This is a genomic window from Kocuria sp. HSID17590 (genome assembly GCF_003989485.1).
Lineage (GTDB): Bacteria > Actinomycetota > Actinomycetes > Actinomycetales > Micrococcaceae > Kocuria > Kocuria salsicia.
In genome coordinates, this window is the sequence record NZ_RBMB01000009.1 from 1 (window position 1) to 24,785 (window position 24,785).

A 24,785-nucleotide genomic window follows, 5' to 3' on the forward strand; every position below is an offset into this window, starting at 1 on the left:
TGATCTCCCCGAGCAGCTGCATGGACTCCCCGAGCAGCGTCATGACGTGGTTCGAGCCGTGGGCGAGGGCCGCGTGGTAGAGCGGGCGGTCCGCCTCGGCGACCACCACCGGCTCGGCCCCCATCTCCACCACGAGCGCCTGGGCGATGGGCAGCACGGGTGCCGCGGCGGTGACGCCGAAGCTGCAGTCCACGAGCCGCTGCAGGTCCAGGCTCAGCCCGGTGAAGGTCATCGCCGGATGGATGGCCAGGCCGATCCCGCCCGCGGCACGCACCGGTTCCAGCACGTCCGTGCCGTAGCGGCCGGCCGTGTGGACCACGAGCTGGCCGGGCTGCCACGCACCGGTCTGCGCGAGCCCGCTCACGAGCCCCGGCAGCTGGTCGTCCGGGACGGCGAGCAGCACGAGCTCGCTGCGCTCCACGATGGTGGGGACGTCCAGAACGGGCACGTCCGGCAGCAGGGCGGCGGCCCGCTCCCGGCTCTCGGGCGAGGACGCGTGGACGCCGACGACGGCGTGTCCCGCCGCGCGCAGGGCGGCACCGAGCACGGCACCCACCTTTCCCGCGCTGATGACACCCACGCCGAGACGGCCTGGGCGGTGACTGGGCTGGGACACGGAGAACTCCTCGGGAGGGACGACGGCACGCACAGGCTAGCGCACACCGGTGCGGGGACCGTGGGGCGGTCAGGGGCGGGGCGGGATCGGGCCGTCGGCACGCGGGATGTCAGCAGCGACGTCGCTGCCGCGGGCGTCCGAGGTGACGGCCCCGGCGTTCCCGCGGTGCCCGCCGACCCGTTCACGAGCGGCCCGCGCGAGCTCGCTCTGACGCCACTGCGCCTCGCGAGCGCGGTCCACGTCCAGGTGGTCCACGGATGTGGTCACGCTGCCGGCCGTCACGTGCACGGCAAAGCTCGTGAGCCGCAGGCGACGCTCCAGCGGCCCCTGGGAGAGCGCGGCGGACTGCGTCTTGTGGTGCGGGACCACGCTCGCGTGCCGGCTGAGCCGACCGCGGCGCAGCACCAGGGAGGAGTCGTCCATCGCGAAGCCGGTGCGCCGCCACGTGAGCGGGTCGAACCAGCGGGCGCGCCGGGGGCTCGTGGTGAACCGGCCGGTGTCCCCCACGCCGTCGAGGCCCTCGGTCACGAGGGGTTCCGGGTCGTCCGGCAGTGGCAGCAGCAGGGCCAGGATCTCGCGCACCTGCTCGGCCGTGCCCACGGGGAGCACGAGCGAGCCCAGCCCCTCGGCGGCCTCCACACCGCCCTTGCCCGCCGTGGTCACGACCACCCGGTGGCCGCCGAAGAACCGCCACAGGGCGGGCCGGGTCACCTCCAGTGCCTGCACCCGGCCGGTGGGGATGGTCGAGGAGCGCTCGTTGAACAGCCCCGCCCGGGACCGGACGCCGGTGGGGACCTCGCTGAGCGTGAACCCCCAGCTCTTCTCAAGCCGCCCGTAGAGCCCGGAGACCACGCCCAGCAGCATCGGGACGGCGGTGGGCACCAGCACGAGCAGGGCACCCGGGTAGACCACCCACGCCACGGCCGCGGCCACCAGCACCAGGCCCAGGAGCACCGCGGGCACCGAGCACACGAGGCTCAGCAGCACCCTGCCCGTGGGCACCGTGAAGACCTGCCGGAGCTCGTCCTGCTCCGTGAGCAGCCCGTACTTGCGGGCCACGCGCACGTCCACGCCGTCACGGGCACCCTTCGACGACGCCGCCGTCCCCGCTGCCTCCGCCGCGGCACCCTGCGGGATGGTCGCCTCGCCGCGGGCACCGCGCACGGCTCCCGTACCGCCCGCCGGTGCGGCGGCCGTGCCCGAACGGTCCCAGGGAGCCGGGTGCACGGGGGCACCGCCGGTCGAGAGAGCCCCGCCCTCGGATGCGCCCGCCGTCCCGGAGGTTCCGTCCGCCCGGCCGACGACATTGCCGTCCCCGGATGCGGCCGGATTCAGGGTGCCCGGCGCGAGGGCGGCCGAGTCAGCGGTGCCGGGCCCACGAGAGGCGGCGGGGGCGTCGTCGGCGGCCTCGTGGGCGGCCACGAGCAGCTGCTCCCGCAGCCGGCGAGCGTGGTCGCGGCCCAGGTAGGAGAGCTCGAGGACGCTGGACCCGCCGTCGGCCACGTCGAACTTCAGGGCGGCCAGACCCAGGATGCGAGGCAGGAACTTGCGCTCGATGTCGATGCCCTGGACGCGGTCCAGCCGCGCCTGGCGCTGGGTGCGGAAGAGCCACCCGGTGCGGAAGCGGACGTGCTCCCGCGTGATCTGGTAGCGCGTGAACCACCAGGAGAGCAGCCCCAGGCCGATCAGCAGGCCCAGCACACCGCACAGGAGGGCGATGAACAGGCCAGCTCCCACCACCTGGACCGCACCGCCCACGTCCACGCTGATGGGCTCGCCCTTGATCAGGGCGGAGACGATGTCCTCCACGAAGGTGTGGCCGATGCCCCAGACGAGCGCCACGAGCAGCAGCCAGCTGCGCACGAACGGTGTGAGGGGGTGCACGCGGTGCCAGACGTCCGGCGCGTCCGGCTGCAGGGGTTCCAGGCCCCCGCTCCGGCCGGGCGCCGTCGTGTCCGCGGTGCCGGTCCGCGGCTGGTCCACGACGGGCCGACCCCCTGCAAGGTGATCCCCGAAGGGCTGGCCCCCGACAGACCGGTCCCCGGGGGTTGCGCGCGCCATCACAGGCCCACCATGTGGGCTTCACCGCGCTCCGTGAGCTGCTCCCGCAGCCGGTCCGCCTCCTCGCGGGGCAGCCCGGGCAGCACGGCGTCGGTGCTCGCGGAGGCCGTGTGCAGCGTGAGCGAGGCCAGCCCGAAGGCGTTGAGCACCGGGCCCGTGCTGATCTCCACGTACTGCATGCGGCCGTACGGCACCACGGTCACGGTGCGGAAGAACAGGCCCTTGCGCAGCCACAGCTCGGTGGGTGCCTGCGCGTAGCCGATGGCGCGCACCCTGCGCGGGGTCAGGCACAGCTGCACCACGCCCCACACGAGCACGACCGCCGGGGGAAGCCACAGCCACCACTGCACCCCACCGTCCCAGACGCCCAGCAGCGCGAGGAGGACCGGGACCGAGGCGATCGCCGTCCAGATCACCGTGGCCACCACCCTGTTCAGCACCCGCACCGTGACATAGCGCGGGGACACGCGGTGCCACGTCAGCTCCGCCGGGGACAGCTCGTGGGGGTCATTCGTGGCGGGCATAGCCTCCCTCTCCTGTGGCGTACGGGTCTCGCCGTCCACCGTAGGGGGTTTCCTCCTCCGCGTCCGGGTCATCCGGTGGCAGGCGGCAGGATTTCTCCACGATCCACCCGAGCACCACGAGCAGCAGACCGGCCACCACCTGGGCCACGCACTGCCACAGCGGCTCCTGGGTGGAGCGCACCGCGAGCAGGCCCAGCTGGTCCACGCCGATCCCCGCGTGCCACCCCGCGCACAGCGCCCCGTAGTACGCGATCGCCTGCGCGGCAGCGGCGGTGCCGACGGCCCACACCGGGTCGTACGGCTTGCGCCGGGCCGGGTCCCTGCGTCGCGCGGCCCCCTTCCCCGGGTCCCGGTAGGCCCGCAGCCGCAGCCCGAGGTAGCCGACGACGATCCCCGCGCCCAGCTCCGCCACGAGGCTCACCCACGGCAGGATCAGCAGCGCCTGGTGGGCACCGCTGACCACGTGGTTGATGCTCCAGCCCACGGCGGCGGACACGGCCGCCACCACCACGAGGGTCCACGGGTTCAGGTAGCGCACGGAGTCTCTCCCTCCTGTCCCGGCGAGCACAGGACGACGTCGGTCACGGTCAGGTCCGCACGGTCCGGCGCCGCGTCCGCGAGCTCGCGCACGGAACGCCCCTCCAGCACCGCGTCGGGGTCCATGAGCGCCCAGGGCTCGAGCACGAACGCGCGCTCGGCGGCGCGCGGGTGCGGCAGGACCAGCCGCGGGTCCTCGCTGCGCACGCCCTCGAAGCACACGACGTCCAGGTCCAGGGTGCGCGGGCCCCAGCGCACCTCGCGGGTGCGCCCGTGCGCGTTCTCAATGCGCTGGCACGCGCTGAGCACCTCGTCCGGACCGAGCTGCGTGGCCAGCTCCACCACGGCGTTGAGGTAGTCCGGCGAGTTCGCGGGTCCGCCCACAGGGCGGGTCTCGACCACGGGCGAGCACGCCTGCACGCGCGTGCGGGGAACGGCGTCCAGGGCCGCCACTGCGTCGCGCAGCACGGCCGCTCGGTCGCCGAGGTTCGCCCCCAGGGCGACGACGCACCGGGACGCCATCAGCGACCGCCCTCCGGCGCCACGGGGGTGTCCTCCCCTGCGCGGGAGCGGAAGATGCTCACCGCCACGTCCGAGAAGGTGACGTCAATGGGCGCCTTGGGCTTGTGGACGGTCACGTCCAGGGCGCGCACGGCGGTGAAGCGCTGCAGCAGGCAGCGGGCGATCTCCTCCGCGAGCGCCTCGATGAGCTGGAAGCGCGTGCCGATGATGATCTCCCGCACCATCTCCGCGACCTCCCCGTAGTGCACGGTGAGCGTGAGCTCGTCCGTGGCACCGGACGGACGCAGGTCCACGTAGAGCACGAGGTCCACGAAGAAGGGCTGCCCGCTGCGGCGCTCCTTCTCGAAGACGCCGTGGTAGCCCACAGCCCCCAGGCCGGTGAGCGTGATGCGGTCGCAGTGGTTCGCGACGGGGACGATCTTGTTCATGACGGGTTCAGCTTCCAGGATCCCGGGGGTGCAGGGCGGGTGGTTCGACGCCCAGCCACGCGTGCGCGGTGGTGACCGCGTCCACGGTGGCCGCGACGTCGTGGACTCGCACTGCCCAGGCTCCCCCGAACGCGGCCAGTGCGCTGATGGCTGCCGTGGCGCCGTCGCGTCCCGTGGCCGGGCGGGGTTCCCCGCCCTCGGCCAGCAGGGCGCCCAGGAACCGCTTGCGCGACGCCGCCACGAGGACCTTGTGGCCCATCTCCCGCAGCCGCGGCAGGGCCCGGAGCAACTCCCAGTCCTGCCCGCCGGCCTTGGCGAATCCGAGCCCCGGGTCCACGATCAGCCGTTCGGGGTGCACGCCCGCGGCGAGCAGGCGGTCTCGGACCCCGGCGAGCTCGCGGAGCACGTCCGCAACGGTGTCGTCGTAGTGGGTCAGGGTGGTCATGGTCTCGGGCGTCCCGCGCGAGTGCATGAGAACGTAGGGTGCGCCGCTGCGACCGGCCAGCTCGACCATCTCGGGGCTGACGTTCGTCCCGGAGACGTCGTTGACCAAGTGGGCGCCGGCCGCCAGTGCAGCCTCGGCCGTCTCCGCGTTGAAGGTGTCCACGCTGACGACGACGCCACGGCGGCTTAGTTCGCGGATCACCGTGAGGATGCGGCGCTGCTCCTCCTGCGGTGCCACGCGCGTGCTGTGCGGGCGGGTGGACTCACCGCCCACGTCCACGATGTCCGCACCGGCCCGCGCGAGCCGCAGCCCGTGCTCTACCGCGGCGGACTCGGTGTCGTGGTGGCCGCCGTCGCTGAAGGAGTCCGGCGTGACGTTGAGGATACCCATGACCAGGGTCCGCCCGGTGGGCAGGGCCGCGAAGGAGCCCCAGCCGAGGGCATCCTGCGGTCCGGTGTCGCCGGAGACCGGCCGCGGGGCACCCGGGTGGAGCACAGCGGCGTCGTGCGCGCCGTTCACCGCCGGTGCTCCGCGGCGATCAGGTTCATGGCCTCCGCGCGGGTGGCGGGGTCGCGCAGCTGCCCGCGCACGGCCGAGGTCACGGTGCGGGCGCCCGGCTTGCGGACTCCGCGCATGGACATGCACAGGTGCTCGCACTCGACCACGACGATCGCGCCCGCCGGGTTCAGGTGCGTCACCAGCGCCTCGACCACCTGTGTGGTGAGCCGTTCCTGCACCTGGGGCCGCTTCGCAAAGAGGTCCACGAGCCGTGCGAGCTTGGACAGGCCGGTGACCTTGCCCTCCGGACCCGGGATGTAGCCCACGTGGGCCACGCCGTGGAACGGCACCAGGTGGTGCTCGCACGTGGAGTAGAACGGGATGTCCTTCACGAGCACCATCTCGGAGTGCCCGATGTCGAACGAGGTGGCGAGCAGCTTCGCCGGGTCCTCGTGCAGGCCCGCGAAGATCTCCGCGTAGGCCCGCGCCACCCGCTCAGGGGTTTCCTCCAGTCCGCTGCGGTCCGGGTCCTCCCCCACGGCCAGCAGGATCTCCCGGACCGCCGCCGCGATGCGGGGCTGGTCCACGGCGGGGGACGCCGACGCGACCGCGGCCAACTCCTCGTAGGATCCCGAGACCGGCTCGGGGACACCGTGCTGATCAGCGGACGTCATTCAGCGGCTCTCCCGCCGGACACCGCCCGGTTCCTGGCCGGGCTCGCCGGCCGTGGAGCCACCGGTCGCGGAACCGCCCGGGCCGGACTGGTCCTCGCCGCCCGGCCGGGGGTCCTGGTGCTCGGGCACCTCGAGGGGGTGCTCCGGCTTGGCGCCCACCGCCTGGTCCTGCGGGGCCATGGTGCTGGGGTCCTGAAGGTTCTTGCGACGGGCCTCCTCGCGCTCGGCCGCGGTGACGACCGGCGGGGTGTACGAGACCTCACGCTCCTCACCGGACTGCCACACCGGGCGCACGTCCCGCAGGGTGACGTCCCGGAAGATCTCGCGGATCTGGGCCTCGTTGAGGGTCTCCTTCTCCAGCAGCTCCAGCGCCAGGCGGTCCAGCACGGCCCGGTTCTGCAGCAGGATCTGGTGGGCCTCGTCGTGGGCCTGCTCGAGCAGCAGACGCACCTCGTCGTCCACCACGGCCAGCGTGCGGTCCGAGTATTCCTTGCCTCCGGAGCCCATTTCACGGCCCACGAACGGGTCCGAGTTGTCCCCGCCGATCTTCACGGAGCCGATCTTCGAGCTCATGCCGTACTGCGTGACCATCTTCCGGGCCGTGTCCGTGGCCTTCTGGATGTCGTTGGAGGCACCGGTGGAGGGGTCGTGGAAGACGATCTCCTCCGCGGCTCGCCCGCCCATGGCGTAGGCCATCTGGTCCAGCAGCTCGTTGCGGGTGGTCGAGTACTTGTCGTCCGTGGGCATCACCATGGTGTAGCCCAGGGCGCGGCCGCGCGGCAGGATCGTGATCTTGGTGACGGGGTCCGTGTTGCGCAGTGCAGCGGCGACGAGCGCGTGACCGCCCTCGTGGTACGCCGTGACCTTGCGCTCGAGCTCCTTCATGACGCGCGAACGCTTCTGCGGGCCGGCGATCACGCGGTCGATCGCCTCGTCCACCGCGCGGTCGTCGATCAGCTGGGCGTGGGAACGGGCGGTCAGCAGGGCCGCCTCGTTCATCACGTTGGCGAGCTCCGCGCCGGTGAAGCCCGGGGTCCGCTTGGCCACGGACGCGAGGTCCACGTTGTCCGCGAGCGGCTTGTTCTTCGAGTGCACGCGCAGGATCTGCTCGCGACCCTTCATGTCCGGGGCGTCCACGCCGATCTGACGGTCGAAGCGACCCGGGCGCAGCAGTGCGGGGTCCAGCACGTCCGGACGGTTGGTGGCCGCGATCAGGATCACGTTGGTGCTGGCGTCAAAGCCGTCCATCTCCACCAGGAGCTGGTTCAGGGTCTGCTCGCGCTCGTCGTTGCCGCCGCCCATGCCTGCGCCGCGCTGGCGGCCCACGGCGTCGATCTCGTCCACGAAGATGATGGCCGGGGAGTTCTCCTTGGCCTGCTGGAACAGGTCACGCACACGGGACGCGCCCACGCCCACGAACATCTCCACGAAGTCCGAGCCGGAGATCGAGTAGAACGGCACGCCCGCCTCGCCCGCCACGGCCTTGGCCAGCAGGGTCTTGCCGGTGCCCGGAGGGCCGTAGAGCAGCACGCCCTTGGGGACCTTGGCGCCCACGGCGGTGAAGCGGTCGTGCTCCACCAGGAACTGTTTGATCTCGTCGAGCTCCTGGACGGCCTCGTCCGCGCCCGCCACGTCCGCGAACGTGACCTCGGAGTTCTCCTTGTTGAACATCCTGGCCTTGGAGCGGCCGAATTTCATGGCCTGCCCGCCGGTCTGCATGCGGGAGAACACGAACCAGAAGATCCCCAGGATGATGAGGAACGGGAGCATGAAGCGCACCAGGGAGAGGAACCAGTTGTTCTCCACCGGCTGGTCCGTGAACCCGCTGAGGTGGGCGTCGTCCATGCTCTTGACGACCTCCTCCGCACGCGGCTGCACGTAGAAGAACTCGACGTCCTTGCCGAGGTTCTGGTCATTCTGGTTGAGGTCTTCCTTGAGGGAGAGCTCGACCTTCTGCTCACCGTCGTAGATCTTGGCCTCGTTGACCTTGCCGTCCTGCAGCAGCTCGAGGCCCACGTTGGTGTCCACGCGGGAGGATGTGGGGCTGAACATCATGGCGCCCACGGGCACCAGGACCACGATGGCGAGCAGGATCCAGAAGAGCGGTCCCTTGAAGAAACTTGTGGGTTTTTTTGCCGTGGCCAAGCCGTTGATCCTCCCGTGGACGTGACACGTTGCCGAGCGCGGCCCGTTCCCTGCGGGTGGCCCTCCGGGTGGAGTGCCAGGAATCCGATGGCCGTGACGCGTGTGCCACAATCTATCGTCTCGTGTGGCGCCAGTTCGTCTCGAGTGCGGTCCGTTCTTTCACAGCGCACACGATCGGCCCACGCTACCCCGCCCGTCCCGGCGTTGACTGGGAGCGGGCACGACGCCGCCGGGAGACGCGCGTGGCCCCGCAGCGCGGCGTCGTCGTCGGGGATGCCTGGTTCTCGGCGGTCGCGAGGTGCCGGCGCGGACCACGGTTCGGGGCACCACATTCTCCACCGCCGCTGCGCGCGGGCGGGCTCAGGAGTAGACGTGCGGCGCGAGCGTGGCGATGCAGTCCAGCGTGCGGTACTGCTCGGCGAAGTCCAGGCCGTAGCCCACCACGAACTCGTTGGGGATGTCCCAACCCACGTAGCGGACGTCGATGCTCGTCTTCATGGCCTCCGGCTTGCGCAGCAGCGTGCAGATCTCCACGGAGTTGGGCCCGCGGGACTCCAGGTTGGTGCGCAGCCACGAGAGTGTGAGGCCGGAGTCGATGATGTCCTCCACGATCAGCACGTCCTTGCCGTGCAGGTCCGTGTCGAGGTCCTTGAGGATGCGCACCACACCGGAGGACTTGGTGCCGGAACCGTACGAGGACACCGCCATCCAGTCCATGGGGTACTGGCCCTCGAGTTCGCGCATGAGGTCCGCCATGACCATCACCGCGCCCTTGAGCACACCCACGAGCAGCACCTGCCGGCCCTCGTAGTCACGGTCGATCTGCTGCGCGAGGTCGTGGACCTTCTCGGCGATCTGCTCCTTGGTGAACAGGATGCTGCTGAGGTCCTCGCTGACGTGTTCCGGCTTCACTGGGCACTCCCGGGGTTGTTCTGGGTGGGCGTCGTCTGCTGGGGCGTGCTCCCGGAACCGCCTCGCAGCTCCAGGCACCCCCGCGCGTGCTCGGCGTCCGCGCGGTGCCGCCACGCAGTCACCTTACCCGCCAGCTGGACGGGTCCAGCGGCGCCGTGGCCGAGCGCGAAGTCCTCGAGCGCGGCGAGCCGCTCGAACGTGGGCGTCTCCCCTCCGGCGAGCGCGCAGGCGCGCGCGAGCAGACGGCGTCGCAGCGCGGGTGGTGTCGCCTGCACCGTGGCGGCGTCCAGGACCACGGACGACGGCGCGGCGCCCCCCGGGCGCTCCGGTTCCCGCTGGGCGCGGGGCCCAGGAGACAGATGGGCCGGTCTGGGATCCTGTTCGGGAGCGGACTGCGGTGTGCGCTGCCGAGCCGTGCCGGGCTGAACCAGGGCGGCGGCGAGCGCGGCGAGAGCCTGCTCGTCCAAGTAGTCGGCGTCCGCGCCGAGCACCGAGGCGGTGCGGGCCAGCGCCTTGGCGACGCCTGGTCCGAGCTCGCGCTCGAGGTGCGGCAGGACGTCGTGGCGGATCCGCGAGCGGGTCAGCGTGGTGTCCCGGTTGGTGGGGTCGAGCCACGGGTCCAGGCCCTCCGCGGCGCAGACCGTCTCGGTCTCCGTGCGGGTGAGCCACAGGAACGGTCGCAGATACGTCACACCGTCCAGGACGTGGCGCTCGGACATTCCCGCCAGCGAGCGCGTGCCTGAGCCCCGCGTGAGGCCGAGCAGCACGGTCTCCGCCTGGTCGTCCCGCGTGTGGCCGAGCAGCACCGCCGCCGCTCCCGTGCGAGCCACAGCGCGCTGGAATGCGGCGTAGCGGGCGAGACGGGCGGCCATCTCCGGGCCGTGCCCGCGCTGCGAGACGGTGACCCGCTCCACGAGCACGGGATCCGCTCCCGCAACTCGCAGCACCTCAGCGGTGCGCCGCGCGACCGCCTGGGACCCGTCCTGGAGCTGGTGGTCGACCACGACGGCCCCCACCCGCAGGCCGCCGCGGCGCTGCAGGTGCAGTGCCGCGGCGGCCAGCGCGAGCGAGTCCGCGCCACCGCTGCACCCCACGAGCACGAGTGGTGGTGCAGATCCCGCGGTGTCCAGTCCGGACACACCGCGGGCAACAGCCCGCCGCGCCCGCGCGACCACGGGGTTCAGCCGCCCGAAGCGCCCCTGCTGCACCCCTCAGCCCCGTGCGTGCCCGGAGCGCTGCGCGGTCTCCTCCGCCATGGCCAGCACCTTGGACAGCACCGGCGTGCTCTCCCCGAGCATGACCAGCGCGCGTTCCAGTTCCCCCACCGGAACCACGGAGGCCAGCGCGCTCACGGCGTCCGTGTTCGTGGCGATCCCGGTGCGGATCTGGGACGTGGAGAGCACCGGCTGGGATGCCTCCACTCTGGTCAGAACGGCCTCCCGGTCCGAGGTGCTCACGCTGTCCTCGAGCATGACCAGGCGTTCGTAGACCGCCGGATTTCCGATTTTGATGCGTCTGCCGCTGATGAGTTGGGAGAGCATGGGCGCCGACAGACCCAGAACCTGGGCCAGCCGACGCTGCGTAATACCGTAGGCCCCCACCACGGCGCCAAAACGCTCTGACAACGGCTGTCCGTACAGCCGTACCTGTTGTTCAATGTTTTCAGAGCTCACGGGGTCATCTTGACATAACCGTCTGAACGATCACCTGGCAGGTGCGGACTCAGCGCAGGACCCGCTCCACCCACGCCCGGGGGTCGTGGATCTCCGCCTCGGTGGGCAGTGTCTGCGGGGAGCTCCACACGGTGTTGAAGCGGTCCATGCCCTCGCGCTCCACAATGTGCTCCACGAACTTCTGGCCGTTGCTGTACTGACGCATCTTGGCGTCCATGCCCAGCACCGAACGGATGAAGCGGTCCACCACACTGTGGTCCGCGGAACGGTTGTCGAAGCGCCGGCGAATGGTCTTCACGGTGGGCACGATCCTCGCGTCCACGGCGTCCATGACCGCGTTCGCATGACCTTCCAGCAAGGACATCACCGCGGTGACGTGGGAGACCGTGGCCCGCTCCTGCGCGGTGAGCAGGTGGGTCAGCGGGCCAAGACCCGCGTCCGGGCGCTCACCGCGCGAACGGCCCGTGACGGATGACGCCAGCGCACGCACCCGGTCCCACACGGAGGCGTCCAGGGAGCCGAGGCTCGTGATCTGCTCCAGCATGTGGTCCCGCAGCCACGGCGCGGCGGCAAACTGCACGCGGTGGGTCTGCTCGTGCAGGCACACCCACAGCCGGAAGTCCTCCGGTGCCACGTTGAGCTCCTTCTCCGTCCACAGCACGTTGGGCGCCACGAACATCAGGCGGCCACCGGGGTGGGAGCGGGCCGCGGTCTCGGAGACGAGCCCCGCGTAGGGGTCGTACTGGCCGAGCACCTTCGAGGACAGGAACCCCACGAACGCAGCCATCTCCGCGGCGGTGGCCGTGGGTGCCACACCGCGCCTGGCGGCGTCGAACTTCTGGGGGTCCTTGGCGCGCAGCCGGTCGAAGACGGGCTGCATCAGCACGGAGAACGTCTGGGTGTTCGCCTTCGCCCAGCCCGCGCGGTCCACCACCAGAACGGTGGAGTCCCGCAGGTTCTCGGCTGCGTCCAGGCGGGTGATCGTGTGCACGTGGTGCACAGACTCGTGCGCGAAGTAGCGCAGGGACTCCACGGCCTTGGACATCTCGCGCGGGGCCGGGGTGGGTCCCGGAGGAGTCATCTTGGCGGCTAGCTGCGCGGCTGCATCCCAGTCGACGAGCGAACGCTGCGTCAGTTCTTGGCTCATGCGCCCACTCAACCACACGGCCCCGACGCCGCCTTGGGGGTTTCCCGCCCCACCTCCTGGCAAGTCCCCGGCGGCTTCCTGCACGGCCGCAGTGCGGTGCGCGGGAGTCGGCCGTGCTGTGCTCGAGCCGTTGCCGTGGTGTCGGGCGGCCAGCCACCGGGCGGTCAGGTGACTGCGCTGTCCGGTGCTTGGCTGGTGGGGTGCCCGCCTGGGGCGGGGTGCGTGGCCGGGTGAGCGCGTGGGCTGCCAGGCGGGTGGGTGGTCGCCGTTGCGTCAGGCGGCACCAGTCAGGGCGGCCACGGCGGTGTCCACGGTGTTCCGGGCGCGGTCCGTCTTCCCCTTCACGCCGTTGAGCACCAGGGAGTAGACGAGCACGTTGCCGTCCTCGCACTGGACGTAGCCGGAGAGCGATGCCACGTCCAGCAGCGTGCCCGTCTTGGCGCGGGTGCGTCCTCGGGCGGCCGCTTCCGAGGAGTCGTCGAAGCGCTGGGCCAGTGTTCCCGCGCCGCCGCCCACGGGCAGTCCCCGCCCGTAGGGGGCGAAGCGCTGCTCCGTGACCAGCGCGCGGACGGTGCGCGCGAGGACCAGCGGCGTGAGCCGGTCTGCCGCGGCCATGCCGCTCGCGTCCTTGACCGCGAGGCCGTCGGTGGCAATGCCCTGCTCCTGCAGGGCCTCCGGCAGCATCTCCTGCACACCGGCCACGCTGCCCTCGCGCCCCGAGGCGACGGCAGCGACCCGGGCGAGGGTCTCCGCGAGGGAGTTGTCCGAGTGGGCGAGCATGTAGGCGCTCTGCTCGTGCACGGGTGCGGACTCCACGGCCGCGAGCTCCTCGGCGTCCTGCGGTGCCGCGGCGGTCCCCTTGACGGACACGCGGGCGCCTCGCAACTGCTCGGAGAGCCGGTCCGCGAACGCCTGCGCGGCGGCTGCCGCGGGGTCCGAGGGGCGGCTGCCCTGGGAACCGGGGTCCGCACCGTCCGCCGTGGGCACCCGGTGCGAGTACAGGGCGATGGGGGCCACCCGGGTGATCTCCCCGGACTCTATGTCCTCCGGGTCCCAGTCCGGGTTCAGGTCCGCCCCCGTGAACAGGCTCGTGTCCACGGCCACGGTCACACCGTTCGAAGCGGCTTCTGGAGCCCGCTCGCGCAGGGCGTCCGCGGTGCGCCGGGCGAGCGTCCCGAGACCGGCACGGCCGTTGACGGCCTCCGGGTCCCCGTCCCCGGGTGAGAGCAGCGTGTCCCCTCCCGCCACCAGGGTGAGCTTGCCAGGGTCCTCCCCCGTGACCACCGTGGTCCGCAGACGTTCGTGCGGGTCCAGGTGCTCAGCGAGGCTCAGCGCAGTCACCAGCTTCTGGTTCGAGGCGGGGACCACGGCCCGCTCCGGGGACTCCCCCGCCACGACATCGTCAGAGTCCACCGCGAGAACGGCGGCACCCGCCGTTCCCGGGGCACCGTCCAGCACCCCGTCCAGGGCGCGCTGCACGGCATCCGCGTCCACCGGGGGCGCCTCCTCCGAGTCCCCCGCCACCGACGGGTTCGCGGCCGCAGTGCCGCCCGAGCCGTCGACGGCGCCAGAACCGGTGCCGGTGCTCGCGCCGGAGCCGGGTGCGACCTCCGCCAGTGCCGCGGGCACCGCGACGACCGACGCAACCACCAGCGCGACGACGAGCAGCACGCACACGACGGGCCACACGAGGTGGCGCGCCGGGGTCTTGTGCGGGGTTGCGGGCATGAGCCGATTCTTCCGTGCCGCTCCGACGCGGACAACCTCACGACGCCGCGACACCACCACCCCGCAGAACCCACGTTGCCATGGCCCCTGACGCCGCCGTCCCCGTGCCGCGGCCCGCGCGGAGACCGCCACCGATGCGGGCCGGCCGCGGGGGAGGCCGGTATCGTGGGACGCATCAGCTCGGATGCACGCCGTCGGAGCGCCGCCGTGTGCGACGCCCCGGGGCACCCCACCGCGGGGCGCACCACTACGAACCAAGGAGTTTCACCATGGAGTTGGACGTCACCATCGAGATCCCGCGCGGCTCGCGCGTCAAGTACGAGATCGACCACGAGACCGGCCGGATCCGCCTGGACCGCGTGCTCTTCACCTCCATGCAGTACCCCACGCACTACGGCTACTTCGAGGACACCCTGGGCGAGGACGGCGACCCCTTGGACGCCATGGTCATCATGGACGTCGACATCATGCCCGGTGTGATCCTGGAGGCCCGCCCCATCGCCGTGTTCAACATGACCGATGAGGCCGGCGGAGACGCCAAGGTGCTGTGCGTGTCCACGGACAAGCGCTACGACGGGATCCAGGGCCTCGAGGACGTCAACGAGTTCCTGCAGAAGGAGATCCAGCACTTCTTCGAGCGCTACAAGGACCTCGAGCCCAACAAGTGGGTCAAGGGCGAGGGCTGGGAGGGCAAGGAGACCGCCGAGCGCCTGATCGTCGAGGCACAGGAGCGCTTCCAGCAGTCCCAGTACGACACCGCCGCGGAGGCGGAGCAGGACGACTGAGCTCCCGCACTCACCGCGTGATGCAGATCCCCGCCCTCGGAGCACCCCTCCGGAGGCGGGGATCGCCCGTTCAGAACCCGTCCCTTATGCCTGTCGCCGGGACGTGGTGGGATGATCGCAGCCCGTTGCGCGGGTGGTGAAACCGTCACCGCCCGCCGTATCCCCGGAGGTGGTGCCCGTGTTTGATGCGCAGTCGAGCGACGTGGAGCGCGTGTACGTCTTCCACGGCACGGACTCCACCCAGGTGCTGGGTCCCGAGCACCTCATGGGCCGGGTGCGAGGGCTGCTGACGGCCGCGGGGACGGCGGCTGCCCCGGAACCCCCGCTGCACCCGGACATCACCCTGCGCCCGTTCACCGCCGAGGCCGGTCAGGATCCCGGTGGGTCCGGCGGCAGCTGGGCACGCCAGCACAGCACGGTGTCGGACCTCTCCATGGAGATCGGTGCGCAGCGCTTCTGGGACCGCGTTGAGGCAGGCAGCTGGGCCACGTGGCGCGAGCAGTGGCCGGACTCGCCGGACGGAGCACTCTTCCCGCCCAGTCCACCGGACTGGCTGCTCCGCGCACCCCGCTGGGAGCTGGACCCGCTCGCTCCCGCGCTGGGACCGGCGGCCTCCGGGGGATGGGTCCGCAGCCCCGCGCAGGGCTGGGGAGATCCCGCCGCGGGTGCCGGAACCGGGACCGGAGGGCTTCCCGCTCCCCGGGGGCACCACGGGGTGGGTCTGTTCCAGCTGACGGACCTGGAGTCCTTCTGGGTCTTCTCACCGGAGGCCGAGACCAGGCGCATCGTCACCCGGTGCGAGTCCCTCGCCCGGGACCACCCGGCGTTCACGTGGCTCACGGGCTACTTCGACGCCCGGGACGTCGCGGGCTCCCTGCGTCTGCCCGCAGAGTGCCTGCCCGTGCTGGAGACGGATCTCGCAGCCGCCGGGTACACGGTGGACACCTGGTGGTGACGAGGCTCAGCCCTGCAGGCCGCCGGACTCGCACAACCGCAGCAGCGTGGCCGCCGCGGGGCGGGCCCGCCACTCCTCGTGCCACAGGGAGCGCACCACGGCCTTGGACACCGCCTGCGGGGTGATGCCCAGCTGCCGGGCCACGGTCTTCTGCTGGCCGCGGGCGCCGGGAACCAGGAGGTCCACCACACGCCACTCGGCGTCGCTGCGCACGCTCACAATGTGGCCCACGAGTCGCAGCACGGCCTCCGCCTGCTCTGCCGCCTCCGGGTCCGCCGCGCTGACCCGCACGGCCACGCGCTCCGTGCTGCGGGTGTGCTGGGCGGCGTCGTGCCCGAAACCCATGCCGGGACCTTCCGCCGTGACGGCCACCCGGCCGTCCTCCTGGTCGACGGGCGTGAGGAACACGTCCCCCACCCCGATCCCCACGGCGTAGGCGTCGTCGCGCAGGGCCACCATCGCGGCGGTCACTGCGACGTCTGCGTCCTCGGTGAGCCCGCGCACGACCCCCGCCGCCGACGGCTGGAAGGGTGCGCGCACGGACAGCCCGCTCAGCAGCCGGCACACCTCGCGGTCCGTGGCGGGATCAGGACGGGAGGCGTCCGCCACGCGCTGGGTCAGGGTCAGGACGAACACGGTCCCAGTATCGCAGTTCCATGTCATTTCACGGGCAGCACCGCCCGCGTGCCAGACGCGGCGCCCGGGCGCAGTGCCCGACCACGGTGCCTGACCTCGGAGCCCCGGGCCACGGCATTCCTGAGGACGGCGCCCTGGTCAACGGTGCTCCGGCCGCAGAGGTCCCCGGATACCAGGCCCGCGGAGCCCCCGGGGGATGCCGCAGAGCCGCGCGGCTCAGAGCAGCGAGCGCAGGACTGCCGCAGCGCCGTCGTCGTAGACGCTGTCCGTGACCTCGCGGCTCACGGCGGCGACCTCGTCCGGGGCCTGGCCCATGGCCACCCCGCGTGCGGCCCACTGCAGCATCTCGATGTCGTTGCGTCCGTCCCCCATGGCCACGGTGTGAGCGGGGTCCACGTCCAGGTGCTGGCGGATCTGCTCCAGCGCGCTCGCCTTGGACACGCCGTTCGCGGCCACGTCCAGCCACGAGGACCAGCCCACGGAGTAGGCCACGCCGTGCAGCCCGGCACGCTCGATGGCGTCCGCGAAGTCCCCGGGAGCGTCCGTGGCGCTGTAGACCACCAGGCGCACGGCGGGGATTTGGGCGAGTTCGTGCAGGTCCACGGGCACGGCCTCGATGCCGAAGGAGGCGTCCTGGAAGCGCTCCGTGGAGTAGAACTTCCCGTCCGCGCCCTCGAGCGCGAACTTGGCGGTGGGCAGCGTGCTCGCGAGCGCCTCCAGTGCGTGGGCGGGGTCGAAGCTCACGCGGTCGGTGACCTCGTAGTGCTCGGGCAGCTCGGGGTCCAGGCGCAGGGTCACGCCGCCGTTGGAGCACACGGCGAAGCCGGAGTCGATGTGCGCCTGGCGGATCACGGGCAGGGTGGCGCCCATGGAGCGGCCGGTGGAGATCACCACGTGGTGCCCGGCGGCCACCACGGCGCGCAGGGCGTCCTTCACGCCGCGGGACATCCGGCCGTCGTGGTCCACGAGGGTGCCGTCCACGTCCAGGGCCACGAGGTAGCGTGCGCCCTCCTCGCGGGTCCAGGAGCTGGTGCGAGGGGTCTGGACCTTCAGGGGCGCGAAGGCGTCGGCCGCGCTCTTCGCGCGCTCGTCGGTGTGCCGGTCGTCGATGCCGGTTCGGGTATCAGTCATGACAGTCATGGTGTCACATCACCATGGCGGCACGTCCTGCGGTGGACGCCCCGGTGACCTGCGGGTGACGTCCGGGCCACGGGGCGGCAAACGACGACGCCCGCGCACCGTGCGCGGGCACGGCGGGCGGGCGACATCGTCGGAGAGCAGCGTCGTCGGGCGGGGGGCGCGGCTGCTCACGCGACGGGGCGCATGACCTCCTGGCCGCGCATGTACGGGCGCAGGATCTGCGGGATCGTCACGGAGCCGTCCGTCTGCTGGTGGGTCTCGAGCAGCGCCACGAGCCAGCGGGTGGTGGCGAGCGTACCGTTGAGGGTGGCGACGGCGCGCGTGCCGCCCTTCTTGACCTTGCCGTTAGCGTCCGTGGTCTCGGGCAGCCGCTCGCGGATGTTGAGCCGGCGCGCCTGGTAGGTGGTGCAGTTGGAGGTGGAGGTCAGCTCGCGGTACTTGCCCTGCGTGGGGATCCAGGCCTCGCAGTCGAACTTGCGGGCGGCGGAGGTGCCGAGGTCCCCCGCGGCGGTGTCAATCACACGGTAGGCGAGCCCGCACGCCTGCAGCATCTGCTCCTCCCACGCGAGCAGCTTCTCGTGCTCGGCGGCGGCGTCCTCCGGACGGCAGTAGACGAACATCTCCAGTTTGTTGAACTGGTGCACGCGGATGATGCCGCGGGTGTCCTTGCCCGCGGAACCGGCCTCGCGGCGGTAGCACGAGGACCACCCGGCGTAGCGCAGCGGGCCGTCGGCCAGGTCCAGGATCTCGTCCTGGTGGTACCCGGCCAGCGCCACCTCGGAGGTGCCCACCAGGTAGAGGTCGTCCTTGCCCACGCGGTAGATCTCGTCGTCGTGCTCCACGTCGAATCCCGTGCCGTTCATGATGGCCGGGCGCACCAGGTTGGGCGTGGTCATGGGGACGAACCCGTTGTCCAGGGCGAGGTCCTGCGCGGCCATCAGCAGCGCGGTCTCGAGCCGGGCGACGTCCCGCTTGAGGAAGTAGAACCGGGAGCCGGAGACCTTGGCGCCGCGCTCCATGTCGATGCCGTCCAGCAGCTCCCCGAGCGCCAGGTGGTCGAGGGGCTCGAAGCCCTCGGCCGCGAAGTCCCGGGGGGTGCCCTCGGTGCGCAGCAGCACGAAGTCGTCCTCGCCGCCGGAGGGGATGCCCTCCACGATGACGTTGGGGAACTGTGCCACGAGCTCCTGCTGCAGGGCCTGCGCCTCGTCCGCGGTGGCCTGCGCGGTCTTCACGTCCGCGGCGAGCTGCTTGACCTGGGCCAGCAGCTGCTGCTTCTCCTCGCCCTGGGCCTTGGCCACCTTCTTGCCGAAGGCGTTCTGCTCCGCGCGCAGGGACTCGAAGTCCGTGATCGCGCTGCGGCGCCGGGAGTCCGCCTCCAGGATGCGGTCCACGAGCCCCGCGTCCGCCCCGCGGGCGGTCTGAGAGGCACGGTAGGTTTCAGGGTCGGCGCGCAGGTCGTTGATGTCGATCACCCGTCCAGGGTATCCAACCGGGCGGTGTCCCGGGGAACGGGGAGGCCGGGCCCGTAGACTTGCGGCCTATCGACAACCAGCGTGAACCGATCCCCGGAAGGGACTCAGTGCCGGACAACAGGTGGCAGCCCCAGCGAGTGGCCATGGTGGTCAACCCGATCAAGGCCCAGGCGGGAGTGGCCCGGGACGCGGTGATCGTGGCGTGCCGCAAGGCGGGCTGGGCGGATCCGGTGATCTACGAGACGGAGATCGACGACCCCGGTTTCTCCATGGCGCGGCGCGCGGTGGAGTCTGGCGCCGACGTCGTGCTGGCCGCGGGTGGGGACGGCACCATCCGCGCGGTCGGAGAGTCCCTGGTGGGCGGCGGCGTCCCCCTGGGCCTCGTGCCGCTGGGCACCGGGAACCTGCTGGCACGCAACCTGCACGCCGACCTCGCGGACCCGCACCACTCCGTGGACGTGGCGCTGTTCGGCTCGCAGAAGGCGATCGACTCCATCACCATGCACCTGGAGACCGCGGACGGGCGCACGGAGGACCACCGCTTCCTGGTCATGGGCGGCGCGGGCTTCGACGCCCAGATCATGGCGGACACCAAGGACGACCTCAAGAACCTGGTGGGCTGGGCCGCGTACGGCGAGGCCGGGATGCGCCACCTCTTCAACCACCCCCGGTGGGCACGGTTCAGCGTGGACGGCGGCCCGTGGGAGTCCCGCCTGGTGCGCTCCGTGATGGTCTGCAACTGCGGCGAGCTCACGGCCGGGCTGATCCTGGTGCCGAACGCCAAGCTGGACGACGGCTTCCTGGACCTCGTGGTGATGTCACCTCGCTCGCTCGTGGGATGGCTCGGGATGGCCGCCAAGGTGGCCTTCCGCCACCGCCACGAGCTGCCGGTGATCGACTACTACAGCGGCAGGTCCGTGCGCGTGGAGTTCCACGAGCCCATCGAGTGCGAGGTGGACGGGGACCTGCTCGGCAGCATCACCGCGCTGGAGTCCACCGTGGACCAACGCTCCCTGCGGGTCCGCGTCCCGCCGTCCCAGGCGGACTGACCCGGGCCGACCGACCCGGACGGGCCGCCCCGGGTGAACCAACACCGCCGGGCAGACGACGAACGACCCGGTCCTCCCGCGGGAGGACCGGGTCGTTCTCTCAGCAGTTCGCGGGTCCCTCGGCGGGACCGCGGCGAGGCGCGGCGGGAGCGGGAGGCGACGGCGTCGCCGTCGTCCCCGCCGCGGGGAACGGGGGTCAGAAGGCCCCGGCCACCGCGAACACCAGGGCGGCGAGCACGAAGCCGAGCACGCCGATGATGGTCTCGAGCACCGTCCAGGTCTTGAACGTGGTGCGCACGTCCATCTCCAGGAAGCGGCCGACGAGCCAGAAACCGGAGTCGTTGACGTGGGACAGCGCCACGGAGCCGGCGGCCACGGCCACCACGAGGGCGGCGAGCTGGACGTCGTTGTAGCCGCCCGCGAGCACGGCCGGCGAGACCAGCCCGGCCGCCGTGGTCAGAGCGACAGTGGCCGAGCCCTGTGCCACGCGCATGATCACCGCGATCAGGAAGCCCGCCAGGATCACGGGGATTCCGAGGTCCGAGAGCACGTCCTCGAGGGCGTCGCCGATCCCGGAGGTGCGCAGCACACCACCGAACATGCCGCCGGCGCCGGTGATCAGGATGACCGAGCACACCGGGCCGAGCGCGGATTCGAAGGTCTTCTCGATGGCGGTGCCGGAGATCCCGCGTGCCTTCCCGATCGTCAGCATGGCCACGATCAGGGTGATGGTCAGGGCGATGGGGGTCTCACCGAGAGCACGCAGCAGCTCGTACCACGTCTGGGAGGAGGTCTCCTCGGAGACCACACCGGACTTGGCCAGGGTGCCCAGTCCCGTGTTCAGGAAGATCAGCACCATGGGCAGCAGCAGCATGGAAACCACCGCGCCCACGGACGGCGGGTTGGACACGTCCTCGGCCTTGCCCAGGATGGTGGGGACCGGGAGCTTGATGCGGCGTCCGGCGATCTTGCCGAACAGGTAGGAGGAGACGTACCAGGTGGGGATCGCGCAGACCAGGCCCACCAGGATGATGTAGCCCACGTTGGCCTCGAAGAACGTGGCCGCAGTGACCGGCCCCGGGTGGGGCGGCAGGAACACGTGCATCACGGAGAACGCGCCCACGGCGGGCAGCGCGTAGGTCAGCACGCTGCCGCCGAGCCGTCGGGCCACCGAGAAGACCACGGGCAGCATGACCACCAGGCCGGCGTCGAAGAAGATCGGGAAGCCGAACAGCAGGGAGGCCACGCCGAGCGCGAGCGGTGCCCGTTTCTCGCCGAACGCCCGGATCAGCCGGTCCGCGAGCACCTGCGCGCCGCCGGAGGTCTCCAGCAGGCGCCCGAGCATCGCGCCGAGGCCCACGAGCAGGGCCACGCTGGCGAGCATCTTGCCGAACCCGTCCAGCATCACGGGGACCACCTGGTCCGTGGGGATGCCGGTGGCGAAGGCCGTGAGGGCCGAGATGATGATCAGTGCCAGGAACGCGTGCACGCGCAGCTTGATGATGAGCACCAGCAGCACGGCGATCGCCGCGGCTGCGATGAGCAGGAGGGGGCCGGCGGTGAGCGTCTGGCTCCAGCCCTCGATGTCCATGGACGTCACTGTCCTTTCAGGTTGTCGACCCACGAGCGGGCCTGGATGAATGCGGCGTCACTGTGGTGCTTCGCCACGCGGACCTCGCGCCTGTCCGCGCGGGGGTAGGAGCCGAGGAAACGGGTGCGGGGACAGATCCGGCGCACGCCCATGAGGGCGTCTGCGACGCGGTCGTCCTGGATGTGGCCGTCGATGTCCACAGAGAAGAAGTAGTCGCCCAGGTGGGTCTTGGTGGGGCGGGACTCGATGCGGGTGAGGTTCACGCCGCGGGTGGCGAACTGCTCGAGGATCTCCAGCAGCGCGCCGGGGCGGTCCTCCCACAGGGGAACCACCAGGGAGGTCTTGTCCGCCCCGGTGGGGGCGGGCATGGGGGCGTCCGGGCGGGCCACGAGCACGAAGCGCGTCACGGCCTGCTCGTTGTCGCTGATGTCCTCTGCGAGCACGCGCAGCTCCGGGTGCCGCTGGACGACCACGGGCGAGCACACCCCGGCGTCGTAGCCCAGGCCCTCGGTGCTGACCCCGCCGCGGCCGTCGAGCATGGCCACCGCGGAGGCGGCCGTGGACGGCGCCGGGACGTACGTGACGCCCGGCAGGTTCGCCTCGGCCCAGCCGCGGATCTGCGCCCACGCGTGCGAGTGGGTCGAGACGGTGCGGACGTCCTGCAGCCGCACGCCGTCCGGTGCCACGAGCACGAAGCGGATGGGCACGAGGATCTCCCGCAGGATCCGCAGCTCGGCGCCGAAGGAGACGTCGTCGAGCGTGGCGCTCACCCCGCCCTCCACCGAGTTCTCGAGGGGGACGACGGCGGCGTCCACCGTCTCCTCGCGCACCGCGGCGAGCGCAGCGGGCACCGAGTTCATGGGGACGCACTCGGCGTCCGCCGCCCCCGGGACCTGCAGCAGCGCGGCCTCGGTGAAGGTGCCCTCCGGGCCCAGGAACGCGTAGCGACGGGCGCGTGGCCCCGGGTCCGAGGGACCCGGGGCCACGCCGGAGACCGCGGCATTCACAGCACGCGCGCCGTTTCCCCGGTCTCGGACACGATCGGCTTGCCGGCGTCCGCCCACGCGCCCATGCCCCCGAGCACGTTCACGGGGTCGTAGCCGTACTGCGCGAGGTACGCGGTGGCGCGCAGCGAGCGGCCTCCGGAGCGGCAGATCACGTAGACGTCCACGTCCAGCGGCACCTCGTCGGTGCGCTCGGCGAGCTGCGAGAGCGGCAGGTGCTGCGCGCCCTCGATGTGCCCGGCGTCCCACTCGTCCTGCTCGCGCACGTCCAGAACGGGTGCGCCCGCGGGGATCTCGTCCACGCTCGCGGACGGCAGGTTGTTGACGTTGTCCATGTGCTCCTCCAGCCTCGGTCCCGCCACTTTTCGCGGCGCCCCGGATTTACCAGTGCTCCACCCTAGCGGCAGGGGAACCGATTCCGGCGGGACCGCGAGCCGTGGCGCGGCTCACGTCCACGGACCGGGGGACGACGGCGCTCAGCGCGTGCCGGGGCCACGCCCCTCGGCGTCGTTCCGCGGTGCCCCGGGCCCGCCCGCGGCGGAACCGGCGGAGTGGTCGGCGTCAGTGCCGGTGCGGGGAGCAGCGGTGCGCTCGGCGTCGTCGTCGTGCTCCTCGTGCGAGGGCGTGAGGTCCGGCAGGCCGTTGCGGCGCACGTGGCGCCGGGAGATCTCGTAGCCGATGTTCGTGGCCACCAGGATCAGCACGCCGGCCAGGAGGCTGTAGTACCAGCGGGGGTTGCTGAAGTCGAACATGATGTAGAGGGAGAGCACCGTGAGGAACACCAGGCACACGTAGTTGGTCACGGGCGCGCCGGGCATCTTGAAGTGCACGGGGGCGACCTGTCCGCGGGCCACCTGGCGCCGGTAGCCCAGGTGGGAGACGAAGATCGAGATCCAGCCGAAGAGCACGAAGATCGAGCAGGCGCTGAGCACCACCTCGAACGCGTCCGAGGCGCCCAGCGCGTAGATCATCACGATGCCGACCAGGTCGAAGCCGAAGATGCACAGCAGCGCGCCCGTGGGCACCCCGCGGTGGCCCACCGACGCCATCACCTTGGGCGCCTGGCCGTGCGCGGAGAGGTTGCGCAGCAGCCGCACGCTCGCGTACAGGGTCGCGTTCACGCCGGAGATCGCCGCCGTGAGCACCACGAAGTTCATGATCCCCGCGAGCGCCGGGATGTTCAGGGAGGACAGCGCGGTCACGAACGGGGACTGCTCCCCGGAGTACTGGTCCGTGGGCAGCAGCATGGACAGCACCAGGATGGAGCCGATGTAGAAGAGCGCGATGCGCAGCACCACGGAGTTGATGGCCTTGGGCATGGACTTCTCGGGGTCCTTGGCCTCGCCGGCGGAGACGCCCACGATCTCGATCGCGGAGAAGGAGAAGACCACGCCGGTCATCACGACCACCAGCACCAGCACGCCGTGCGTGGCGAAGCCGTTGCTCCACAGGTTGGAGACCGACGCCGCGGTGGGCGCGTGGAAGATGTCGCCGGCGACCACCAGGATGATGCCCGCCGCCAGGAACAGCAGGATCGCGAGCACCTTGACCATGGCTGCCCACGTTTCGATGAACCCGTAGAGCTTCACGCTGAGCAGGTTGCACCCCACGATCGTCATCGCCGCCACCAGGGACGGGATCCAGCCCGGGATCTCGGGCCACCAGAACTGCACGTACACCGCGAGCGCGGCGATCTCGCCCACCCCGGCCACGGCGGAGAGCGCCACGTAGATCCACCCCGTCATGAACGCGAAGCGCTCGCCCACGAACTCGCGCGCGTAGGAGACCCACGCGCCCGTGGTGGGCCGGTGGATCACGAGCTCCCCGAGGGCGCGCATGAGCAGGTACACCACGGTGGAGACCACCAGGTAGGAGACGATCAGCGCGGGTCCCGCCGCGGCCAGGCGCCCGCCGATCCCCAGGAACAGGCCCACGCCGATGGCACCGCCGATGCCGATCATCTGGATCTGGAAGTGGCCCAGGGACTTCTTGTACCCCTGGTCACCCCTCTCCTGGTAGACGGGCATGGGGCCGGTGGCCGGCGCCTGGGGATCGAACGGCATGGCGTTCTCCTGCTGTGCGAGGTGGGGGCACGTCCGTGCGAGAGGCCAGTGGCCCGTCCACGCCCCGGTGCGGGGGCGGTCGATGCCGTGTGCCTCGAGGGTAGTCGCCGCGCGACGGCGCCCCGGGTTTGCGTCAGCCCCCCTCCCGGGCGCCGGCCAGGTGGGCGGGCCGGGGCGCCG

General features: G+C 71.7%; 24 protein-coding genes. 3 read left to right on the forward strand and 21 right to left on the reverse strand.

The window, feature by feature from the left end; translation table 11 throughout:
* From D8M39_RS04510 to dacB, 14 genes are all read right to left on the reverse strand, one after another.
* Positions 1 to 616 (reverse strand): Rossmann-like and DUF2520 domain-containing protein (locus D8M39_RS04510; RefSeq protein WP_126874514.1); only part of this gene is annotated, 616 nt, incomplete at its 3' end.
* 69 nt (positions 617 to 685) lie between these two features.
* Complete coding sequence (locus D8M39_RS04515) at positions 686 to 2,599, reverse strand: PH domain-containing protein (RefSeq protein WP_238693956.1); 1,914 nt, start codon at positions 2,597 to 2,599, stop codon at positions 686 to 688.
* A 77-nt stretch (positions 2,600 to 2,676) separates the two neighbouring features.
* Positions 2,677 to 3,201 carry a PH domain-containing protein gene (locus tag D8M39_RS04520; protein ID WP_055082537.1) on the reverse strand — a complete coding sequence of 175 codons (525 nt, stop codon included), beginning with the start codon at positions 3,199 to 3,201 and terminating at the stop codon, positions 2,677 to 2,679.
* Positions 3,185 to 3,739, reverse strand: a complete 555-nt coding sequence (locus D8M39_RS04525) for a DUF3180 domain-containing protein (protein WP_126874515.1) — start codon at positions 3,737 to 3,739, stop codon at positions 3,185 to 3,187. The genes D8M39_RS04520 and D8M39_RS04525 overlap by 17 nt, the downstream gene beginning before the upstream one ends.
* Positions 3,727 to 4,260, reverse strand: a complete 534-nt coding sequence (gene folK, locus D8M39_RS04530; RefSeq protein ID WP_055082541.1) for a 2-amino-4-hydroxy-6-hydroxymethyldihydropteridine diphosphokinase — start codon at positions 4,258 to 4,260, stop codon at positions 3,727 to 3,729. Before folK ends, D8M39_RS04525 begins: the two co-directional genes overlap by 13 nt.
* Positions 4,260 to 4,688 (reverse strand): dihydroneopterin aldolase, encoded by a 429-nt coding sequence (gene folB, locus D8M39_RS04535; protein ID WP_055082543.1) that lies wholly within the window; start codon positions 4,686 to 4,688, stop codon positions 4,260 to 4,262. Before folB ends, folK begins: the two co-directional genes overlap by 1 nt.
* A 7-nt stretch (positions 4,689 to 4,695) precedes the next feature.
* Positions 4,696 to 5,652: a dihydropteroate synthase gene (folP, locus tag D8M39_RS04540; RefSeq protein WP_371413759.1), complete on the reverse strand. Its 957-nt coding sequence runs from the start codon at positions 5,650 to 5,652 to the stop codon at positions 4,696 to 4,698.
* On the reverse strand, positions 5,649 to 6,305 hold the full coding sequence (folE, locus tag D8M39_RS04545) for a GTP cyclohydrolase I FolE (protein ID WP_094393498.1): 657 nt from the start codon (positions 6,303 to 6,305) through the stop codon (positions 5,649 to 5,651). Before folE ends, folP begins: the two co-directional genes overlap by 4 nt.
* A complete protein-coding gene (ftsH, locus tag D8M39_RS04550; protein WP_126874516.1) occupies positions 6,306 to 8,450 on the reverse strand; it encodes an ATP-dependent zinc metalloprotease FtsH in 2,145 nt (714 codons plus the stop codon). It lies immediately after the preceding gene.
* Positions 8,451 to 8,810: 360 nt separating this feature from the next.
* Positions 8,811 to 9,362, reverse strand: a complete 552-nt coding sequence (hpt, locus tag D8M39_RS04555) for a hypoxanthine phosphoribosyltransferase (protein WP_055082547.1) — start codon at positions 9,360 to 9,362, stop codon at positions 8,811 to 8,813.
* A complete protein-coding gene (tilS, locus tag D8M39_RS04560; protein ID WP_055082549.1) occupies positions 9,359 to 10,570 on the reverse strand; it encodes a tRNA lysidine(34) synthetase TilS in 1,212 nt (403 codons plus the stop codon). The genes hpt and tilS overlap by 4 nt, the downstream gene beginning before the upstream one ends.
* A gap of 3 nt (positions 10,571 to 10,573) precedes the next feature.
* Positions 10,574 to 11,035, reverse strand: a complete 462-nt coding sequence (locus D8M39_RS04565) for a DNA-binding protein (RefSeq protein ID WP_055082551.1) — start codon at positions 11,033 to 11,035, stop codon at positions 10,574 to 10,576.
* A gap of 49 nt (positions 11,036 to 11,084) precedes the next feature.
* Positions 11,085 to 12,182, reverse strand: a complete 1,098-nt coding sequence (locus tag D8M39_RS04570) for a zinc-dependent metalloprotease (protein WP_055082553.1) — start codon at positions 12,180 to 12,182, stop codon at positions 11,085 to 11,087.
* A gap of 273 nt (positions 12,183 to 12,455) precedes the next feature.
* Positions 12,456 to 13,910, reverse strand: coding sequence for a D-alanyl-D-alanine carboxypeptidase/D-alanyl-D-alanine-endopeptidase (gene dacB / locus D8M39_RS04575; RefSeq protein WP_055082555.1), 1,455 nt, complete (start codon positions 13,908 to 13,910; stop codon positions 12,456 to 12,458).
* A 269-nt stretch (positions 13,911 to 14,179) separates the two neighbouring features.
* Between dacB and D8M39_RS04580 the strand changes: the two genes are divergently transcribed.
* Positions 14,180 to 14,695 carry an inorganic diphosphatase gene (locus D8M39_RS04580; protein ID WP_055082557.1) on the forward strand — a complete coding sequence of 172 codons (516 nt, stop codon included), beginning with the start codon at positions 14,180 to 14,182 and terminating at the stop codon, positions 14,693 to 14,695.
* 178 nt (positions 14,696 to 14,873) lie between these two features.
* Positions 14,874 to 15,650, forward strand: coding sequence for a hypothetical protein (locus tag D8M39_RS04585; RefSeq protein ID WP_232300190.1), 777 nt, complete (start codon positions 14,874 to 14,876; stop codon positions 15,648 to 15,650).
* Positions 15,651 to 15,656: 6 nt separating this feature from the next.
* Here D8M39_RS04585 and D8M39_RS04590 read toward each other — a convergent pair whose 3' ends face one another.
* The 3 genes from D8M39_RS04590 to serS all read right to left on the reverse strand — a co-directional run bounded on the left by D8M39_RS04590 (position 15,657) and on the right by serS (position 18,898).
* Positions 15,657 to 16,286: a hypothetical protein gene (locus D8M39_RS04590; RefSeq protein WP_055082561.1), complete on the reverse strand. Its 630-nt coding sequence runs from the start codon at positions 16,284 to 16,286 to the stop codon at positions 15,657 to 15,659.
* A gap of 216 nt (positions 16,287 to 16,502) precedes the next feature.
* A complete protein-coding gene (locus D8M39_RS04595) occupies positions 16,503 to 17,417 on the reverse strand; it encodes an HAD family hydrolase (RefSeq protein ID WP_174233428.1) in 915 nt (304 codons plus the stop codon).
* Positions 17,418 to 17,593: 176 nt separating this feature from the next.
* The gene (gene serS / locus D8M39_RS04600) at positions 17,594 to 18,898 is read right to left on the reverse strand and encodes a serine--tRNA ligase (RefSeq protein WP_055082565.1); all 1,305 of its coding nucleotides are present in this window, start codon (positions 18,896 to 18,898) and stop codon (positions 17,594 to 17,596) included.
* Positions 18,899 to 19,005: 107 nt separating this feature from the next.
* On the opposite strand from serS, the gene D8M39_RS04605 reads away from it, so the two are divergent.
* Positions 19,006 to 19,947, forward strand: a complete 942-nt coding sequence (locus D8M39_RS04605; RefSeq protein ID WP_232300191.1) for a diacylglycerol kinase family protein — start codon at positions 19,006 to 19,008, stop codon at positions 19,945 to 19,947.
* A gap of 196 nt (positions 19,948 to 20,143) precedes the next feature.
* Here the strand turns inward: D8M39_RS04605 and D8M39_RS04610 are convergent, their stop codons facing one another.
* From D8M39_RS04610 to D8M39_RS04625, 4 genes are all read right to left on the reverse strand, one after another.
* Positions 20,144 to 21,538, reverse strand: coding sequence for a GntP family permease (locus tag D8M39_RS04610; protein WP_126874548.1), 1,395 nt, complete (start codon positions 21,536 to 21,538; stop codon positions 20,144 to 20,146).
* Positions 21,539 to 21,543: 5 nt separating this feature from the next.
* Positions 21,544 to 22,545: a prephenate dehydratase gene (gene pheA / locus D8M39_RS04615; protein ID WP_126874517.1), complete on the reverse strand. Its 1,002-nt coding sequence runs from the start codon at positions 22,543 to 22,545 to the stop codon at positions 21,544 to 21,546.
* Positions 22,542 to 22,877 (reverse strand): rhodanese-like domain-containing protein, encoded by a 336-nt coding sequence (locus tag D8M39_RS04620; RefSeq protein WP_055085939.1) that lies wholly within the window; start codon positions 22,875 to 22,877, stop codon positions 22,542 to 22,544. Before D8M39_RS04620 ends, pheA begins: the two co-directional genes overlap by 4 nt.
* 141 nt (positions 22,878 to 23,018) lie before the next feature.
* On the reverse strand, positions 23,019 to 24,605 hold the full coding sequence (locus D8M39_RS04625; protein WP_238693957.1) for an amino acid permease: 1,587 nt from the start codon (positions 24,603 to 24,605) through the stop codon (positions 23,019 to 23,021).
* Between the last annotated feature and the right edge of the window lie 180 nt (positions 24,606 to 24,785).